General features: G+C 69.9%; 18 protein-coding genes. 1 reads left to right on the top strand and 17 read right to left on the bottom strand.

Annotation, left to right across the window (positions count from 1 at the left end; genetic code table 11):
- Positions 1-44: 44 nt before the first annotated feature.
- From tatC to arc, 14 genes are all read right to left on the bottom strand, one after another.
- Positions 45-953 (bottom strand): twin-arginine translocase subunit TatC, encoded by a 909-nt coding sequence (gene tatC, locus ABH931_RS23925; protein ID WP_370116754.1) that lies wholly within the window; start codon positions 951-953, stop codon positions 45-47.
- A gap of 104 nt (positions 954-1,057) precedes the next feature.
- The gene (gene tatA / locus ABH931_RS23920; protein ID WP_370116751.1) at positions 1,058-1,351 is read right to left on the bottom strand and encodes a Sec-independent protein translocase subunit TatA; all 294 of its coding nucleotides are present in this window, start codon (positions 1,349-1,351) and stop codon (positions 1,058-1,060) included.
- A gap of 115 nt (positions 1,352-1,466) precedes the next feature.
- Positions 1,467-1,694, bottom strand: a complete 228-nt coding sequence (locus ABH931_RS23915; RefSeq protein WP_370116748.1) for a hypothetical protein — start codon at positions 1,692-1,694, stop codon at positions 1,467-1,469.
- A gap of 40 nt (positions 1,695-1,734) precedes the next feature.
- Positions 1,735-1,971, bottom strand: coding sequence for a hypothetical protein (locus ABH931_RS23910; RefSeq protein WP_370116745.1), 237 nt, complete (start codon positions 1,969-1,971; stop codon positions 1,735-1,737).
- A complete protein-coding gene (locus ABH931_RS23905; protein WP_370116742.1) occupies positions 1,968-2,915 on the bottom strand; it encodes a helix-turn-helix transcriptional regulator in 948 nt (315 codons plus the stop codon). Before ABH931_RS23905 ends, ABH931_RS23910 begins: the two co-directional genes overlap by 4 nt.
- The gene (locus tag ABH931_RS23900) at positions 2,912-3,928 is read right to left on the bottom strand and encodes a helix-turn-helix transcriptional regulator (protein WP_370116739.1); all 1,017 of its coding nucleotides are present in this window, start codon (positions 3,926-3,928) and stop codon (positions 2,912-2,914) included. Before ABH931_RS23900 ends, ABH931_RS23905 begins: the two co-directional genes overlap by 4 nt.
- 192 nt (positions 3,929-4,120) lie before the next feature.
- Positions 4,121-4,492, bottom strand: coding sequence for an FKBP-type peptidyl-prolyl cis-trans isomerase (locus ABH931_RS23895; protein ID WP_370116736.1), 372 nt, complete (start codon positions 4,490-4,492; stop codon positions 4,121-4,123).
- 64 nt (positions 4,493-4,556) lie between these two features.
- Complete coding sequence (locus ABH931_RS23890; RefSeq protein ID WP_370116733.1) at positions 4,557-5,561, bottom strand: FKBP-type peptidyl-prolyl cis-trans isomerase; 1,005 nt, start codon at positions 5,559-5,561, stop codon at positions 4,557-4,559.
- Between the two features lie 127 nt (positions 5,562-5,688).
- Positions 5,689-7,050 (bottom strand): Pup--protein ligase, encoded by a 1,362-nt coding sequence (pafA, locus tag ABH931_RS23885; protein ID WP_370116730.1) that lies wholly within the window; start codon positions 7,048-7,050, stop codon positions 5,689-5,691.
- A gap of 67 nt (positions 7,051-7,117) precedes the next feature.
- Positions 7,118-7,867, bottom strand: a complete 750-nt coding sequence (gene prcA, locus ABH931_RS23880; RefSeq protein WP_370116727.1) for a proteasome subunit alpha — start codon at positions 7,865-7,867, stop codon at positions 7,118-7,120.
- Between the two features lie 39 nt (positions 7,868-7,906).
- Positions 7,907-8,752 carry a proteasome subunit beta gene (gene prcB / locus ABH931_RS23875; protein ID WP_370116725.1) on the bottom strand — a complete coding sequence of 282 codons (846 nt, stop codon included), beginning with the start codon at positions 8,750-8,752 and terminating at the stop codon, positions 7,907-7,909.
- 42 nt (positions 8,753-8,794) lie between these two features.
- Positions 8,795-9,013, bottom strand: coding sequence for a ubiquitin-like protein Pup (locus ABH931_RS23870; protein WP_370116722.1), 219 nt, complete (start codon positions 9,011-9,013; stop codon positions 8,795-8,797).
- Positions 9,014-9,177: 164 nt separating this feature from the next.
- Positions 9,178-10,689, bottom strand: a complete 1,512-nt coding sequence (gene dop / locus ABH931_RS23865; protein WP_370116720.1) for a depupylase/deamidase Dop — start codon at positions 10,687-10,689, stop codon at positions 9,178-9,180.
- 154 nt (positions 10,690-10,843) lie between these two features.
- Entirely contained in the window at positions 10,844-12,610 is a 1,767-nt protein-coding gene (gene arc / locus ABH931_RS23860; protein WP_370116718.1) for a proteasome ATPase, read from the bottom strand.
- Between the two features lie 219 nt (positions 12,611-12,829).
- Between arc and ABH931_RS23855 the strand changes: the two genes are divergently transcribed.
- Positions 12,830-13,132 (top strand): ferredoxin, encoded by a 303-nt coding sequence (locus ABH931_RS23855; RefSeq protein WP_370116716.1) that lies wholly within the window; start codon positions 12,830-12,832, stop codon positions 13,130-13,132.
- An 83-nt stretch (positions 13,133-13,215) separates the two neighbouring features.
- On the opposite strand, the gene ABH931_RS23850 is transcribed toward ABH931_RS23855, so the two are convergent.
- The 3 genes from ABH931_RS23850 to ABH931_RS23840 all read right to left on the bottom strand — a co-directional run bounded on the left by ABH931_RS23850 (position 13,216) and on the right by ABH931_RS23840 (position 16,600).
- Positions 13,216-13,857 (bottom strand): hypothetical protein, encoded by a 642-nt coding sequence (locus ABH931_RS23850; RefSeq protein ID WP_370116713.1) that lies wholly within the window; start codon positions 13,855-13,857, stop codon positions 13,216-13,218.
- Positions 13,858-13,984: 127 nt separating this feature from the next.
- Positions 13,985-14,962, bottom strand: a complete 978-nt coding sequence (locus tag ABH931_RS23845; RefSeq protein WP_370116710.1) for a tRNA (adenine-N1)-methyltransferase — start codon at positions 14,960-14,962, stop codon at positions 13,985-13,987.
- 375 nt (positions 14,963-15,337) lie between these two features.
- On the bottom strand, positions 15,338-16,600 hold the full coding sequence (locus ABH931_RS23840) for a site-2 protease family protein (RefSeq protein ID WP_370116957.1): 1,263 nt from the start codon (positions 16,598-16,600) through the stop codon (positions 15,338-15,340).
- Positions 16,601-16,690 lie beyond the last annotated feature (90 nt).

The raw sequence follows: 16,690 nt of genomic DNA, 5'->3' as shown, positions 1-16,690 counted from the left end.
ACCGACAGTCCACCTCAAGATTGTTTACCAGGTGATGAAACGTCTCAGGTGACGTCGTCCGGGTGGTAGATCATCGGCTCGCCGCCGGCCAGCTCGGTCGCGTTGACCGGCTCCGGGATCGGCAGGTCGTCCGCGCCGAGGGCAGAGGGCCGCAGGTCGATCGAGGAGGCCTCGTCGTCGTCGAGCTGGTGGTCCGGGTTCTCGGCGTCGCGCTTGGCCCTGGCCTTGTCGTGCAGGGTGGCCACGCCGCAGGCGGCGAAGTAGAGCAGGCAGATCGGCACGGCGAGGACGGTCATGGTGACCGGGTCGCCGGTCGGCACGGCGATGGCGGAGAAGACGAAGATCCCGAAGACCGCGCCGCGCCACCAGCCGCGCAGCCGGGCGGCGCTCACCACGCCGATGAAGTTCAGCATCACCAGCAGCAGCGGGATCTCGAAGGAGAGCCCGAAGACCAGCACCATCCGGATGAAGAAGTCCAGGAACTCGGCGCCGGAGAAGGCCAGCGAGAAGTTGGCGGGGTTGAAGCTCGCCAGGATGCTCAGGGCCTTGGGGAAGATCGTGTAGGCCAGGTAGGCGCCGCCCACGAAGAGGGGAACGGCGGCGGCCACGAAGCCCAGACCGTACTTCTTCTCCTTCTTGTACAGCCCGGGCGCGACGAACGCCCACAGCTGGTACGACCACACCGGCGCGGCCAGGATGAAGCCGATCATCATGGCGATCTTGAAGGTGAAGGTCAGCGGGGAGAGCACGCCGTTGTTCACCAGCAGGCCGTTGGGACACGCCGCGGTCTTCTCGCCGTAGCCGTGCACCCCGGTGATGTGACAGGCCGGCGTGACCAGCTCGTTGATCGCCCAGTCGTGCACCAGCCAGCCGATGACCGTGGTCACGAGCACGGCGAGTACGCAGACGATCAGCCGGTACCGCAGCTCCCGGAGGTGCTCCGCGAGAGGCATCCGGCCTTCGTCGTTCTTCGGAGGCCTCTGCCTCGACGTGGTGTCGCTCACCGTGCGGCTGTGTCCTAAGCGGATAAGGAGAAGGTGTCGGAGGAGGGTGCGGCTCAGACCTGCGTCGTGGGCTGCTTGTCCTCGACCGGGCGAGCGGAGGCGGTGTCACCGGGAGCGGACTGGATCGTCTTCGGAGCGGCGGCCTCGGCCTGCGCCTCGGAGGAGGTCTGCACGTTGGTGACGGACGCGTCCTTCTTGCCGTCGTCCTTCATCGCGCCCACCTCGGACTTGAGGATGCGCAGGGACTTGCCGAGGGCACGCGCGGAGTCCGGGAGCCGCTTGGCCCCGAACAGCAGCAGCACGATGACCGCAATGATGATGATTTCCAGTGCGCGGTTTTCGAGCATCGGGGTTCCCTCTTCGTCGTCGTGTCTGCGCCGATGATACGCACCGCGGTGTCACGGGCGTCCAGAGCGCCGCAGCAGATCTTGCCGCTTCGACGCATCTTCGATACTACGCGGATCAGTTCGTGCCTTGAACAGAAGGTGAGACGGCGGTGAACGCGGCCTCGCCCCCGTGCCTGGCCAGGGCGTCGGCCGCACGTTCGACCTCCGCACCGGACCGTCCGAGGCGCTCGGCACTGCGGGCCAGCGCCCTGCCGAGCAGGACCACCTCACGGTAGGCGAGGACGGCCGAGAAGCCCAGAACCAGGAGTCCGGCGGTACTGAGACCCACGAGCAGCCATGTCATGCGGGCGATCCTAACGGGACGATCTTGCCGGTTCCTACGGTCACGCGCCCAGGTGGAGCCGCATCGTCGGCACACCGGCACCGGTGAGCGCGTCGATGATGCGCTCCCCGGCCGGCTTGCGGACCGCCACGCCGCAGGCCGGGCAGGTGAAGGAGTAGAAGGTGCGTTCCTTCGTGCGGCCCAGCGCGAGCCGGAACGCGAGCGCGTCCAGCTCGGCGGTGGCACGGCAGTCCGGGCAGGAGGCCCGGAACCGGGTGGGCGCGGCGATCGTGCTCATGCGTCGTACCGGGCCAGGGCCGCGGCCGCGGACGTGCGGGCCTGCTCGGCGAGGGACGCGGGGGCCAGGACCCGCCCGTCGGGGCCCAGCCGGAGGACCAGGCGCAGCAGGGAGGACGGGTCCGGAGTGCGCAGCACGATCCGCAGACCGCCGTCGGGGAGCTCCTCCGCGGACTCGTGCGGGTAGTACTCGGCGACCCAGCGCCCGCCGGGGGCGACCTCCAGGACGACCTGCGGGTCCTCGCTGGAGGGGTGGACCAGGCCCTCGGACAGGTCGCGCAGCTCCAGCGGCGGCGGGTCCGCGGGGGTGTCCAGGACCTTGATCTCGGCGATCCGGTCCAGACGGAACATCCGGCGGTCCTCGGAGAGGCGGCACCACGCCTCGAGATAGGTGTGGCCCTCGCTGATCAGGCGGATCGGGTCGACCTCGCGCTCGGTGAGCTCGCCGCGCCCGGAGGACCAGTAGTTCAGCCACAGGCGCTTGCGCTCCGCGAAGGCGCGGTCGATCTCCGCGAAGACGTCGCCCTCGGCCTCGAAGGTCACGCCGACCCGGGTGCTGCCCTCCGCGACGTCGCCCGCCGCCGCCTCCAGCTTGGCGACCGCACGCGTCAGCGCCTGGCGGTCACGCTCGCGCAGACCCGGCAGGCCGGCCACGGCGCGCGCGGCGACCAGCAGCGAGGTCGCCTCGTCGGCGGCGAGCCGCAGCGGCTGGGCCACGTCGTCGGGGTTGTGCCACCAGATCTGTTCGCCGTCGGTGTCGATGTCGAGCAGGTCACCGCCACGGAAGCTGGTCCCGCACATCGGCAGCACGCTGAGGTCGCGGATCAGCTCACGCTCGGTGACGCCGAAGGCGCGGGCGACCTCACTGACCCGGGCACCGGGCCGCTCGCGCAGATAGGTGACGAGCGAGAGCATCCGACGGGTCTGGTCGATGGCGCTGCTCATGCCTGCTCCTCACGCTCGTTCGAAGAAGGCTCGTTCGAAGAAGAGCCTGCGGCCACCGCGCGAAGGCGGGCGATCACGTCCGCCCGCAGCTCGGCCGGTTCCAGCACGACCACGTCGGGGCCGTACTCGACCAGGTCCGAGGCGAGCCCGAGACCGTAGGGGATCTCCAGCTCGTCCCACTCGCCCTCGACCGGCTCGGCCGACAGCGCCTTGGCGCGCAGCGGGAAGCCGGCCTTGCGGCGGACCCGGACGCGCGCCCGCTCGGTGGCGCCCTCGCCGCCGAAGCGCGCGACCGCCTGCCGCACGTCGACGTGGTCGGGGACCTCACCGATGAAACGTCCGGACTTGCTGCGGACCTTCCCGACGATCCGGCTCAGCCGGAAGACGCGGACGTCCGCGCGGTCGCGGTCGAACCCGGCCAGGTACCAGTGACCGTGCCAGAACTCCAGGGCCCACGGCTCGACCGTGCGCGGCTCGGCGACGGCGGAGCCGGACTTGCGGTAGTCGAAGGCGACCGGGCGGCGGTCCCGGGCGGCGACCAGCAGCGGTTCGAACGCGGCCTCGCGGGCGGGGATGCGCGGCTGCAACGCGGTGCGGCCCTCGGCGTCGTCCTCGGCGAGCGATCCGGCCGCACGCAGCTTCTGGAGTGCGCCGCTGGCGGCTCCGGCCAGGCGGGCCTGCTCCCACACGCCCGCGGCGAGGCTGAGCGCGGCGGCCTCCTCGGCGTCCAGGTGGACCTCCGGCAGCCGGTTGACGTCCCGTCGGGCCAGGTAGCCGAGCTCACCGTCGAGGGGGTTCTCCACGACCTCGATGACCAGTCCGAGCTCGCGCAGGTCGTCCTTGTCGCGCTCGAACATGCGGTTGAAGGCGTCCTCGCTGGCCTGCTCCCCCGCTGCCCCAGCCTCGCGATACGCCTCGATGGACTCCCGCAGCTCCCGCTTGCTCAGCGGGCGCTTGGTGTTCATCAGGCACAGCGCGAGGTTCATCAGGCGCTCGGACTTCGCGATGGGCATCGCTCACCCTTCTCTACGCGCGGCACCGCGCGTCACGGTCCGCGGCGGGCCGCTCGGACCACGCATCAACTGACCGTACCGGTAGGCCTTCGCGCCACAAAGCGCACCCCCGCCCGAACGCCGCCTGTGGTAGCGCGGCGCCCCGAACGGGGGTGCGATGGTCGACCGTGAAGTCAGCGACCTCGGCGGACCTCAGACGCCCATCAGGTCGCAGACGAAGATCAGCGTCTCGCCCGGGGCGATCGCGTTGCCGGCGCCGCGGTCGCCGTAGGCCAGGTGCGCCGGGATGATCAGCTCGCGACGGCCGCCGACCTTCATGCCCTGGACACCCTGGTCCCAGCCCGCGATGACCTGACCGACGCCCAGCTTGAACTGGAGCGGGGTGCCACGGTTCCAGCTGGCGTCGAACTCCTCGCCCGTGCTGAAGGCCACGCCCACGTAGTGGACCTTGACCATGTCGCCGGCCTTCGCCTCTGCTCCGTCGCCCACCCACAGGTCGCGGATCTGCAGCGTGGTGGGGGCCTCGCCACCCGGGAAGTCGATCTCCGGCTTCTCGATGTTCAAGGTAGTGCTCTCCTCGGATACGGACGTAACGACGCAGCCCTGGTCGGACTGCTCAGGCCCTACGTTACGCGGCGCCGAGGATGTCCACGACGAAGACCAGGTTGGAGTTGGCCGGAATGCCCTGGTTCCCCTGGGCCCCGTAGGCGTCGGCGGCCGGGATGGAGAGGAGCACGCGCGAGCCGACGGTCTGGCCGACCAGGCCCTTGTCCCAGCCGGGGATGACCTTGCCCGCACCGATCACGAAGTTGGAGGCGCCGCCGTACTTCCACGAGTCGTCGAAGACGGTGCCGTCCTTGAGCAGCGCGCCGGTGTACTGCGCGATCAGGTTCTGGCCGGGCTTGACCACCGGACCGTTGCCCTTGATCAGCACGCCCACGCCGAGCTTCTTCGGGTTGCGCTCGGCCTCGCTGATGGTGAACGTCGCCGCCTTGCCCTGCGGGACCTCGACCTTGGGCAGGTCGGCCGCGACGGTCTGCGGCGTGCCCTTGGCCATGCTGTCGCTCGGCAGCGAGATGTTGATGTCGAAGACCAGGTTCAGGGTGTCGTGGCAGGTGATGCCGAGCTGCGGGTAGCCGGCGTTGCCGAAGCCGGCCCCGGGCGGCGCCACGACCAGGACCCGGCTGCCGACCTTGTGGCCGACCATGGCCTGGGTGAACATCGGCACCATCGGCGTCGTGTGCATGTTGTCGACCGTGGAGCCGCCGCCGTCGGCGTAGGTGTCGGCGAAGGTCTTGCCCGCCCAGGTCTGGCCGACGAAGGAGAAGCCGACGACGTCGTCCTTGCCGACCACCGGGCCGCTGCCCTCGGAGAGGACCTTGACCACGAACTTGCCGCTCGGGTCGCCCTTGGCGGCGGTGATCTTGGCGTCCTTGCCGTAGACGCCGGAGACGGTGGGCAGGGTGCTGTCCGTGTCGACCTGCGTGGGCACCGGAAGCTTGACGGCCGCGGCGCTGCCGCTGGGGCAAGGAGTGGCGGCCGCATCGGCCGACGAGGCCTGCTTGGCGCTGCTCCCGCAGCCGGTGAGCAGCAGCGTGGGCGCGAGAAGCAGCGCGGCGGCGAGTCGGCGCACGGTGATCCTTAGGGTGGTGGCGAATCCGATGGTCCGCGCCACTCTATGGCCTTGCGCCGACTCCCCGCTGAGATCGACAACACATTGGCCGGTCACGTTTTCGGCACGTACATGCCGATGTCAGTGGCTACATGCCGGCGATCAGCTTCTCCACTCGCTCGTCGACCGAACGGAACGGGTCCTTGCACAGGACGGTGCGCTGCGCCTGGTCGTTGAGCTTCAGGTGCACCCAGTCGACGGTGAAGTCGCGCCGCTGCTCCTGCGCACGGCGGATGAAATCGCCGCGCAGCCGCGCCCGGGTGGTCTGCGGGGGCACCGACTTGGCCTCGAAGATCTTGAGGTCGTCGCTGACCCGCTCGGCCTGGCCGCGGTTCTGCAGCAGGTAGTACAGGCCCCGGCGGCGGTGGATGTCGTGGTACGCGAGGTCGATCTGGGCGACCCGCGGGTGCGACATCGAGATGCCGTTCTTGGCCCGGTAGCGGTCGATCAACTGGTACTTCATGATCCAGTCGATCTCGCGGTCCACCTTGGAGTAGTCCTCCGAGCGCACCGCCTCCAGGGTGCGGCCCCACAGGTCCAGCACCCGTGCGATGGTGCCGGTGCGGATGCCCCGGTTGTCGGCGAAGTCGCAGGCCTTGTTGAAGTACTCCTGCTGGATCTCCAGCGCACTGGCCTCGCGGCCGTTGGCGAGCCGGACCAGCCGGGAGCCCGTCAGGTCGTGGGAGACCTCCCGGATGGCCCGGATCGGGTTCTCCAGGGTGAGGTCGCGCAGCACCGTGCCGGCCTCGATCATCCGCAGCACCAGGTCGGTCGCGCCGACCTTGAGCAGCGTGGTGGTCTCCGACATGTTGGAGTCGCCGACGATCACGTGCAGCCGGCGGTAGCGCTCGGCGTCCGCGTGCGGCTCGTCGCGGGTGTTGATGATCGGGCGGGAGCGGGTGGTCGCCGAGCTGACGCCCTCCCAGATGTGCTCCGCGCGCTGGCTCACGCAGTAGACCGCGCCGCGCGGGGTCTGCAGCACCTTGCCGGCGCCGCAGATCAGCTGCCGGGTGACCAGGAACGGGATCAGTATGTCGGCCAGACGCGAGAACTCGCCGTGGCGGGCGACCAGGTAGTTCTCGTGGCAGCCGTAGGAGTTGCCGGCGGAGTCGGTGTTGTTCTTGAACAGGTAGACGTCCCCGGCGATGCCCTCCTCGTGCAGGCGCCGCTCGGCGTCCACGAGGAGGCCCTCCAGGATCCGCTCCCCCGCCTTGTCGTGCGTCACCAGCTCGGCGACGTCGTCGCACTCGGGGGTGGCGTACTCGGGGTGCGAGCCCACGTCGAGATAGAGGCGGGCCCCGTTGCGCAGGAAGACGTTACTGCTGCGGCCCCATGACACGACACGGCGGAAGAGGTACCTCGCCACCTCGTCCGGGGACAGTCGCCGCTGCCCCCGGAACGTGCAGGTGACGCCGTACTCGTTCTCCAGCCCGAAGATTCGGCGGTCCATGCCTACTTGTTCACCTTCCCGCCCAGTCTCGAAACCGTGGGAAAAGCTGTACTTCTGCTCGAAGCCTCTACTCGGAGTCGGGGGAACCCGGCTCGTCGTCGTTGGCGGCGGTGGCGTCGCCCTCCAGCAGCCGGCCCAGCTGGGTGCCGAGCAGGCGCTTGAACTTGCGCTGCTGCCAGCGGCCACGGTCCAGCACCGCGACCTCCAGCTGATCCGGCGTCATGGTGCGGGCGGCGCCGCCGTTGGGATCCCTGGCCAGACTGTCGACGGCCAGCTTGAGCGCCTCGGGCAGGGTCATGCCCTCCTCGTGGCGCTGGTCCAGGTAGGTGGCGATGGACTCGGCGTTGCCGCCGACCGCGACACTGCCGTGCTCGTCGACCACCGAGCCGTCCGGCGTGAGCCGGTAGATCTGGTCGTCGCCGGGGTTCTTGCCGACCTCGGCCACGATCAGCTCGACCTCGTAGGGCTTCTCGCCGGTCGACGAGAAGATGGTGCCCAGGGTCTGGGCGTACACGTTGGCCAGGCCGCGGGCGTTGACGTCGGCCCGGTCGTAGGAGTACCCGCGCAGGTCGGCGTAGCGGACGCCGCCGATGCGCAGGTTCTCGAACTCGTTGTAGCGGCCGACGGCGGCGAAGGCGATCCGGTCGTAGATCTCCGAGACCTTGTGCAGCGCGCGGGAGGTGTTCTCCGCGACGAAGACGATGCCGTCGGCGTAGGTGAGCACGACCACGGACCGGCCCCGCGCGATGCCCTTGCGGGCGTACTCGGCGCGGTCGGCCATGGCCTGCTGGGGTGAGACGTAGAACGGCGTCGACACCGGTCGCCCCTTCTTGTCGAACGGTCAGGTGATGGCGGGTCAGAGCATCGGTGCCTGGGGGCCGTCCGGCTGCTCCAGGCGGTGGCCGAGGACGGCCTCGGCCAGCTCGCCGACCTCCGCGTCGCCGAGGCGGCGGAAGCCCTCCTCGGTGATGACCGAGACGATCGGGAAGATACGGCGGGTGAGGTCCGGGCCACCGGTGGCGGAGTCGTCGTCGGCGGCGTCGTAGAGCGCCTGGATGACGACGGTGGCCGCGCTCTCGGCGGTCAGGTCGTTGCGGTACAGCTTCTTGAGCGAGCCCTTGGCGAAGAGCGAGCCGGAGCCCGTCGCGGCGAAGCCCGTCTCCTCGGAGCGGCCGCCGGTGACGTCGTAGGTGAAGATCCGGCCCTTGCCCAGGTCCAGGTCGTAGCCGGCGAAGAGCGGCACCACGGCCAGGCCCTGCATGGCCATCCCGAGGTTGCCCCGGATCATCGTGGTGAGCCGGTTGGCCTTGCCCTCCAGGGAGAGCGAGGTGCCCTCGATCTTCTCGTAGTGCTCCAGCTCCAGTTGGAACAGGCGCACCATCTCGACCGCGAGCCCGGCGGTGCCGGCGATGCCGACCGCGGAGTACTCGTCGGCCGGGAAGACCTTCTCGATGTCGCGCTGCGCGATGATGTTGCCCATGGTGGCGCGGCGGTCACCCGCGATCAGCACGCCCCTGTCGAAGGTGGCGGCGACGATCGTGGTGCCGTGCGGCGCCTCGATCGGCTGCATCCCGGCCGGCAGGCTCCGCCGGCCGGGCAGCATCTCGGGCTGATGGGCGGCCAGGAAGTCCATGAAGGACGAGGAGCCCGGCGTGAGGAAGGCAGCCGGCAGACGCCCGGTGCCGTTGAGAGAGGCTTCCACAGCTTTCCTTCCGGTGAGTGAGTCGATCAAGAGAGAACTTAGCTACTCTCCGCCCTTCTGGACGAAACCGCGCACGAAGTCCTCCGCGTTCGACTCGAGGACCTCGTCGATCTCGTCGAGGACCGCGTCGACGTCGTCGTCCAGCTTCTCCTTGCGCTCCTTGAGGTCCGAGGCCTCGTTCGCCTCGACCTCGGTCTCCTCGACCTCCTCGGAGGAGCGGTTCGCCCGCTGCTGACCGCCGCCGGTGTCCTTGTCCGCCATGTCCCTCACCCCGCTCTTGAGTGGATCAGCTGATCTCTGACCCTACGGCTTGTAGTCGATGAACGTCGATCGTTGCCCGGATGATGCCCAACGGGATCCACTTCACCCATGGTGAGCACCTGGGGCCCCTCCGTTACGCTCTGCGCGTACAGGCGTTCGGAAGCTCACCCTCCGCTGAGCACCCGCACCAGCTCCTCGGCCGTGCGGCAGCGGTCCAGCAGCGCCTTGACGTGGTTCCTGGTGCCGCGCAGCGGCTCCAGGGTGGGCACCCGCTGGAGCGAGTCGCGGCCCGGGATGTCGAAGATCACCGAATCCCAGGAGGCCGCCGCCACGTGGTCGGCGTACTGCTCCAGGCAGCGGCCGCGGAAGTAGGCGCGGGTGTCCTCCGGCGGCTGGTGGGCCGCGCGCAGCACCTCTGCCTCGTCCAGCAGGCGGTCGATGCGGCCGCGGGCGACCAGGCGGTTGTAGAGGCCCTTCTCGGCCCGCACGTCGGCGTACTGCAGGTCGACCAGGTGCAGCCGGGCGTCGTCCCACTCCAGGTTGTCGCGGCGGCGGTAGCCCTCCAGGATCTCCTTCTTGGCCACCCAGTCCAGCTGGCGCGAGAGCGACATCGGATCGCGCTCCAGCTTGCCGAGCACGTCCTCCCAGCGGTCCAGCACGTCGCGGGTCTGCTCGTCGGCGTCCTGGCCGTAGCGGTCCTCGACGTACTTCTGCGCCAGCTCGCAGTACTCCATCTGGAGCTGCACGGCGGTGAGCTTGCGCCCGCTGCGCAGCTGGATCAGGAACTGCAGCGAAGGGTCGTGCGAGACCCGGTGCAGGGTGCGCACGGGCTGGTCCACGGCCAGGTCGACCGTGACGAAGCCGTCCTCGATCATGGACAGGACCAGCGCCGTCGTGCCGAGCTTGAGGTAGGTCGAGATCTCGGACAGGTTGGCGTCGCCGATGATCACGTGCAGCCGGCGGTACTTCTCCGCGTCGGCGTGCGGCTCGTCCCGGGTGTTGATGATGGGCCGCTTGAGTGTGGTCTCCAGGCCCACCTCGACCTCGAAGTAGTCCGCGCGCTGGCTCAGCTGGAAGCCGTTGGCCGAGCCGTCCTGGTGCAGGCCGACCCGGCCGGCGCCGGTGACCACCTGCCGGGAGACGAAGAACGGGGTGAGGTGCTTGACGATGTCGGCGAACGGCGTGGCCCGCTTCATCAGGTAGTTCTCGTGGGTGCCGTAGGAGGCGCCCTTGTTGTCGGTGTTGTTCTTGTACAGGTGGATCGGCTGCGCGCCGGGCAGCTGCAGGGCGCGGCTGGACGCCTCCTCCATGATCCGCTCGCCGGCCTTGTCCCACAGCACGGCGTCGCGCGGGTTGGTGACCTCGGGCGAGGAGTACTCGGGGTGGGCGTGGTCGACGTAGAACCGCGCCCCGTTGGTCAGGATGATGTTGGCGAGACCGATGTCCTCGTCGGTCAGCTGGCTGGAGTCGGCCGCATCGCGGGCCAGGTCGAAGCCGCGCGCGTCGCGCAGCGGGTTCTCCTCCTCGAAGTCCCAGCGGGCCCGGCGGGCCCGGTGCATCGCCGCCGCGTAGGCGTTGACGATCTGGGACGAGGTGAGCATGGCGTTGGCGTTGGGGTGACCGGGGACGGAGATCCCGTACTCCGTCTCGATGCCCATGACGCGCCGTACAGACATGCGGCCCTCCTTCGCACCACGGATTGAACCGGTGCGGTAACGAGACTAGATCCGTGGGCTGACAACCGGGAGCTTCTGACAACGAACGTCCGGCTGCGAGGGCCCACGGGCTCCCGCAGCCGGACGTCGAGGTGGTGCTGTTGTCGTACAGGTCCTACAGGTACTGACCCGTGTTGGCCACGGTGTCGATGGAGCGGCCGGACTCGGCGCCCTGCTTACCGGTGACCAGCGTGCGGATGAAGACGATCCGCTCGCCCTTCTTGCCGGAGATACGGGCCCAGTCGTCCGGGTTGGTGGTGTTGGGCAGGTCCTCGTTCTCCTTGAACTCGTCCACGCAGGCGGCGAGCAGGTGGGAGACGCGCAGACCGCGCTGGCCGTGGTCGAGGAAGTCCTTGATGGCCATCTTCTTGGACCGGTCCACGATGTTCTGGATCATGGCACCGGAGTTGAAGTCCTTGAAGTACAGGACCTCCTTGTCACCGTTGGCGTAGGTGACCTCCAGGAAGCGGTTCTCCTCGGACTCGGTGTACATCCGCTCCACGACGGCCTGGATCATCGCGGCGACGGCGGCGCCGGACGAGTCGCCGTGCTCCTTGACGTCGTCCGGGTGCAGCGGCAGCGAGGTCTTCAGGTACTTGGAGAAGATGTCCTTCGCGCCCTCGGCGTCCGGCCGCTCGATCTTGATCTTGACGTCCAGGCGGCCGGGCCGCAGGATCGCCGGGTCGATCATGTCCTCGCGGTTGGAGGCGCCGATGACGATGACGTTCTCCAGGCCCTCCACACCGTCGATCTCGGCCAGCAGCTGCGGGACGATGGTGTTCTCCACGTCCGAGCTGACACCCGAGCCGCGGGTGCGGAAGAGCGACTCCATCTCGTCGAAGAAGACGATGACGGGCGTGCCCTCGCTCGCCTTCTCCCTCGCGCGCTGGAAGACCAGGCGGATCTGCCGCTCGGTCTCGCCGACGTACTTGTTGAGCAGCTCCGGGCCCTTGATGTTGAGGAAGTAGCTCTTCCCCTGGGGCTGACCGGTGACCTCGGCGACCTTCTTGGCCAGCGAGTTCGCGACCGCCTTGGCGATCATCGTCTTGCCGCAGCCGGGCGGGCCGTAGAGCAGCACGCCCTTGGGCGGCCGCAGCTCGAACTCCTTGAACAGGTCGGCGTGCAGGTACGGCAGCTCGACCGCGTCGCGGATCTGCTCGATCTGCTGGCCCAGGCCACCGATCTTGGAGTAGTCCGTGTCGGGGACCTCCTCCAGGACCAGCTCCTCGACCTCGCTCTTCGGGACGACCTCGTAGACGTAGCCGGATCGCGGCTCCATCAGCAGGGCGTCGCCCGGCCGCAGCACGATGTCGCGCAGCGGCTCCGCGAGGCGGACCACCTTCTCCTCGTCGGTGTGGCCGGTGACGAGCGCGCGCTCGCCGTCCTCCAGCACCTCCTTGAGCGTGACGATGTCGCCGATGCTCTCGAAGGTCAACGCCAGGACGATGTTGAGCGCCTCGTTGAGCATGACCTCCTGGCCACGCCGCAGCTCTTCGAGCGGCACGCTCGGGCTGACGTTCACCCGGAGCTTTCTGCCGCCGGTGAAGATGTCCGCGGTGCCGTCCTCGTTGGCGCTGAGGAAGGTGCCGAAGCCGGCGGGCGGCTGAGCCAGCCGGTCGACCTCCTCCTTCAGGGCCACGATCTGGTCCCGGGCCTCGCGCAACGTGGAGGCGAGCCGCTCGTTCTGGGCGGTGACGCCGTTCAGGTTGGTCTGCAGCTCGACGATCCGCTCTTCCAGGATCCTCGTGTGCCGCGTGGGCTCGGCGATCTTACGGCGCAGGACTGCGATCTCCTGCTCGAGCATCGAGATCTGTGCCTGTGCATCTTCAGAACCCCGTGCGGGCCTGCCGCCTCGGGCGTAGTCGTCATCGTGGGCTGCCACGGTCCTCACCTCCTCCGGGGGGAGCTGACGCTTCCAGACCCTACCTGCGCCTGGCTGTGTTGAAACCCCTTGATCGAAAGTCCGATGGGGTGTGTCCGATCTTCACCCTTGCGTACGTCCCCTCTGGTAAGGCACATACCCACCTCGGCATTGGTCGAAAGCGGGCAGAGGTAGGCTGACGAGGTCAGCATCATCGAGAACGCGGAACGGGCGGCGGGGATGTCCACCAGCACCGAGACGGGGGCCACCGAGGCCCTCGAAGTCTGGATCGACCAGGACCTGTGCACAGGCGACGGGATCTGCGTCCAGTACGCGCCCGAGGTGTTCGAGCTCGACATCGACGGCCTCGCCTACGTGAAGGGCGACGACGAGGAGCTGCGCGCGGAGCCGGGGGCGTGCGTGCCGGTCCCGTTGACGCTGCTTCAGGACGTGGTGGATTCGGCCAAGGACTGCCCCGGCGACTGCATCCACGTGCGCCGCGTGCGCGACGCGGTCGAGGTGTACGGACCTGACGCGGAGTAACCCCGCACGTATTCAAACACCCCCCGCCGGTGACGAAGATCACATGACGGGGGGTGAGGTGTCGGTACGTCAGGCCGGACGGCTCAGACCTGCGCGGCGTTGCCGGTGACCACCGGAGCGCCCCAGGTGCCGTCGGCGCCGAGGGTCCAGCTCAGGGTCTCGTTCAGGTCCGGGCAGCAGTCCGGGACGGTGGACGAGGAGTAGCCGACCACGGTGGCGTGGATCGAGCCGTCGCCGCGCATCGCCATGCTGCGGACGGTGAAGCGCCTGGCCGGGTCGAGCAGCCGGATCGGGGTCGCGCGACCCGCCTCCAGCGCGTAGAGGCCGTCCGGCGGTGAGCCGGCACCCGCGTCGCAGCGGGCGGCGACGACGGTGACCGGGGTCCCGGCACCCGGCAGCGCCGCGGAGAAGTGCTGGTCGATGTGGACGGACAGCGGGCCGCAGTCGATCGGCAGCCTGGCCTTGGCCGGGTCCGGGGCCGCCGCGGCGCCCTGCGGCAGCGGCTGGGCGGTCGCCTCCGCGCCCGTCTGCACGGCGCCGGCCGGGCCGACGGCGAGGGCGACGCCGACCACGGCGCCGAGGCCGGCCACGGTGGCGAGCCAGTGCCAGGGTTTGCTGCGCGCGTGGGCGGGGAGCCGCGACGCGGTCGTCGCGGGCGCCTCCGAGGCCTGTACGGCCTCACTCGTCACCTCTGCGCCGCCCGACCCCGCCACCACCTGGACCACCAGGGCACACCCCGTTTCCCGCTTCGCACGCGCGTTTGTGGGCAGCATCGTCCCACAGCGCGCAGAGCGAAAAAACCACGGGGAAGCGACGGTTCCGTCGCTTCCCCGTGGTCACCGTGTGAAGGCGTCAGCCCTCGTCGCCGCTGTGGTCGAAGTCCTCGACGTAGTCCTCGCCGGAGGCGTCCGAGCGGGACTCGGCCAGCTTCAGGAAGCGGCCCGCCTTGCTCTTCTCCGGCACGATCGACTCGCCGTAGGCGCCCTTGGACGGACGACGTCGGCGCAGCGGCGGCTCCACGCCGTCCGCGAGACGACGCGAGGTGAGCAGGAAGCCGGTGTGCCCGATCATCCGGTGGTCCGGACGCACGGCCAGGCCCTCGACGTGCCAGTTGCGCACCATCGACTCCCAGGCCTGCGGCTCGGTGTAGCTGCCGTGGTCACGCAGCGCCTCGACGGTGCGCGAGAGCTGGGTGGTGGTGGCGACGTAGCAGCAGATCACACCGCCGGGGACGAGCGCCTTGGCGACGGCGTCCAGGCACTCCCACGGCGCGAGCATGTCGAGGACGACGCGGTCGACGTCGGTCTCGGCCAGGTTGTCCTGGAGGTCGCCCAGGGTGAGCTTCCACGCCGGGTGTGGGCCGCCGAAGTAGCGCTCCACGTTGGAGCGGGCGATCTCGGCGAAGTCCTCGCGGCGCTCGTAGGAGGAGAGCGAGCCACTGTCGCCGACGGCCCGCAGCAGGCTCATGCTGAGGGCGCCGGAACCGACCCCCGCCTCCACGACGCGGGCGCCGGGGAAGACGTCGGCCATGGTGACGATCTGCCCCGCGTCCTTGGGGTAGACCACCGCGGCGCCGCGCGGCATGGAGAGAACGTAGTCGGGGAGCAGAGGACGCAGCGCGAGGTACTGGGTGTTCCCGGTGGTGCGCACAACGGACCCCTCCGGGGCCCCGATCAGCTCGTCGTGGGAGAACGCACCCTTGTGGGTGTGGAACATCTTCCCGGCTTCGAGCGTGATGGTGTGGTGGCGGCCCTTGGGATCGGTGAGCTGGACCTGGTCCCCGACCTGGAAGGGCCCGCGTCGGCGGGCGGCGCCGGTCGGTTGAGTCATGGGGGTCAGTTTACGGCCTGATCACAGGGCCAGTTGCACTCCCTTCGGGGCGCGGGGGGCTCTGCCGATGTGCGGCTCCTCCCCCGGCCTTCGGCCGGGAGGTGCCCCCCTGCGCGGGAGCGACCGGATCAGTGACAACCCGCCTGTGGTCGCACGCTCCAGCGGCGCGAGGCTCTGCTGATCAGCGGCTCCGCCGCGGGGCGCGAGCACCCCCCAGTGCGGATGGCCCTGCGCGTTCTGGGCTCTACCTGCGTGGGAGGGGGCACCTCTGGGACACCTCCCGGCCGAAGACTGGGGGATTGTCGCGCCGACGCAGGGTGCACCTCCCGGCCGAAGGCTGGGGAAGGAGCCGCACATCAGCAGAGGCTCGCGCCCCTATGACGGCGCGACCGGCTGTGGGATCGGGTCCTGGCCGGACATGGCGCGGGCGAAGGCGCGTTCGACGTCCACGGCGGCCAGGACGCCCACGGGGGCGTCCTCGGTGTCGACGACGAGGTACTCCGCCGCCGGGGCGGCGCGCAGGGCGTCGAGGAGGTCCTCGCCGGCCAGCGCAGAAGCGATCCTGCTGCCGGGTCGGAGCGGGACGGAGACCTCGGCGACCTGCATCCACGGGCGCCGGTGCTCGGGGACCGCGCGCACCGCGCGCTCGCGGACGAGGGCCACCGGGGTCCCCGTCGAGTCGGTGACGATGATGCCGAGCGCCTCCGCCGCCTCGAGGCGGCGGAGCGCCTCGGCGAGCGGGGTGTCGCCGGTGACGCTGACCGCGCGGCGCGTCAGCGCCGCCGCGCTGAGCTCGGGGAGCCGCTCCCGCAGCCGCGCGTTGCGCAGGCTGCCGCCCGCACCGTTCCAGATGATCGCGCCGAGGATCGCGCCCAGCACCGCGTCGGTCAGCAGCGAGGCGATCCCGAGGCTCGGGGCCTGCGCGGCCGAGAACGCGGGCAGCAGGATCAGCACCGCCACGGCCAGCACCCGGCCCGCCCACGCCGCCGCGACCGTGCCGGCCATCGGCCGGCCCGTCGCCTTCCAGACCAGGGCCCGCAGCATCCGGCCGCCGTCCAGCGGCAGACCGGGCAGCAGGTTGAACGCGGCCACGACGAAGTTGCTCAGCATCAGCGAGGTCAGCAGCACGCCCGGGACGGTCGCCGGGGTGACGAACTGCATCGCAACGAGGAAGATCCCGCCGAGGACCAGCGAGAGCAGCGGCCCGGCGAAGGCCAGCCAGAACTCGCGCCCGGCACTCTGCGCCTCCTTGGTGATCTCCGACACGCCACCGAAGAACTGGAGCTGGATCCGGAGCACCGGCAGCTTGAAGCGGAGCGCGACGACGGTGTGGGCCAGCTCGTGGACCAGGACCGATCCGTAGAAGGCCACCGCGAAGAAGAGCGAGACGAGGTAGCGAGCGCCGCCAAGCCCTGGGAGCACGGCGTCGATCTGGCCGCCGAAGAGCCAGGTGATCAGCGCCGCGACGAGGAACCAGCTGGGCGTGACGTAGACGGGGACGCCGAACGGGCGGCCCATGCGCAGCGCCCCGGTCGGCCGGTCGGCGTCGGTGGTGTCCGTGGCGTCGTTCGCGCCGTTCCCGTGGGGCCCTCTCTCCGCTCCGCCGTGCTCTTCGCTCAATGTCCGCCCCTTCGCCAGCCCGGGCCTGCCCCACGCCGTGCCCGCGCGCCACACGCTACGCGATCAGTGCCACGGCGACGCACGCGGCGGGCCGACGGCCCGCCCTTT

This window comes from Streptacidiphilus sp. MAP12-33 (assembly GCF_041261265.1).
GTDB lineage: Bacteria > Actinomycetota > Actinomycetes > Streptomycetales > Streptomycetaceae > Streptacidiphilus.
Note: the sequence above shows the minus strand (reverse complement) of the source record. Positions and strands in the feature narration are given on the sequence as shown.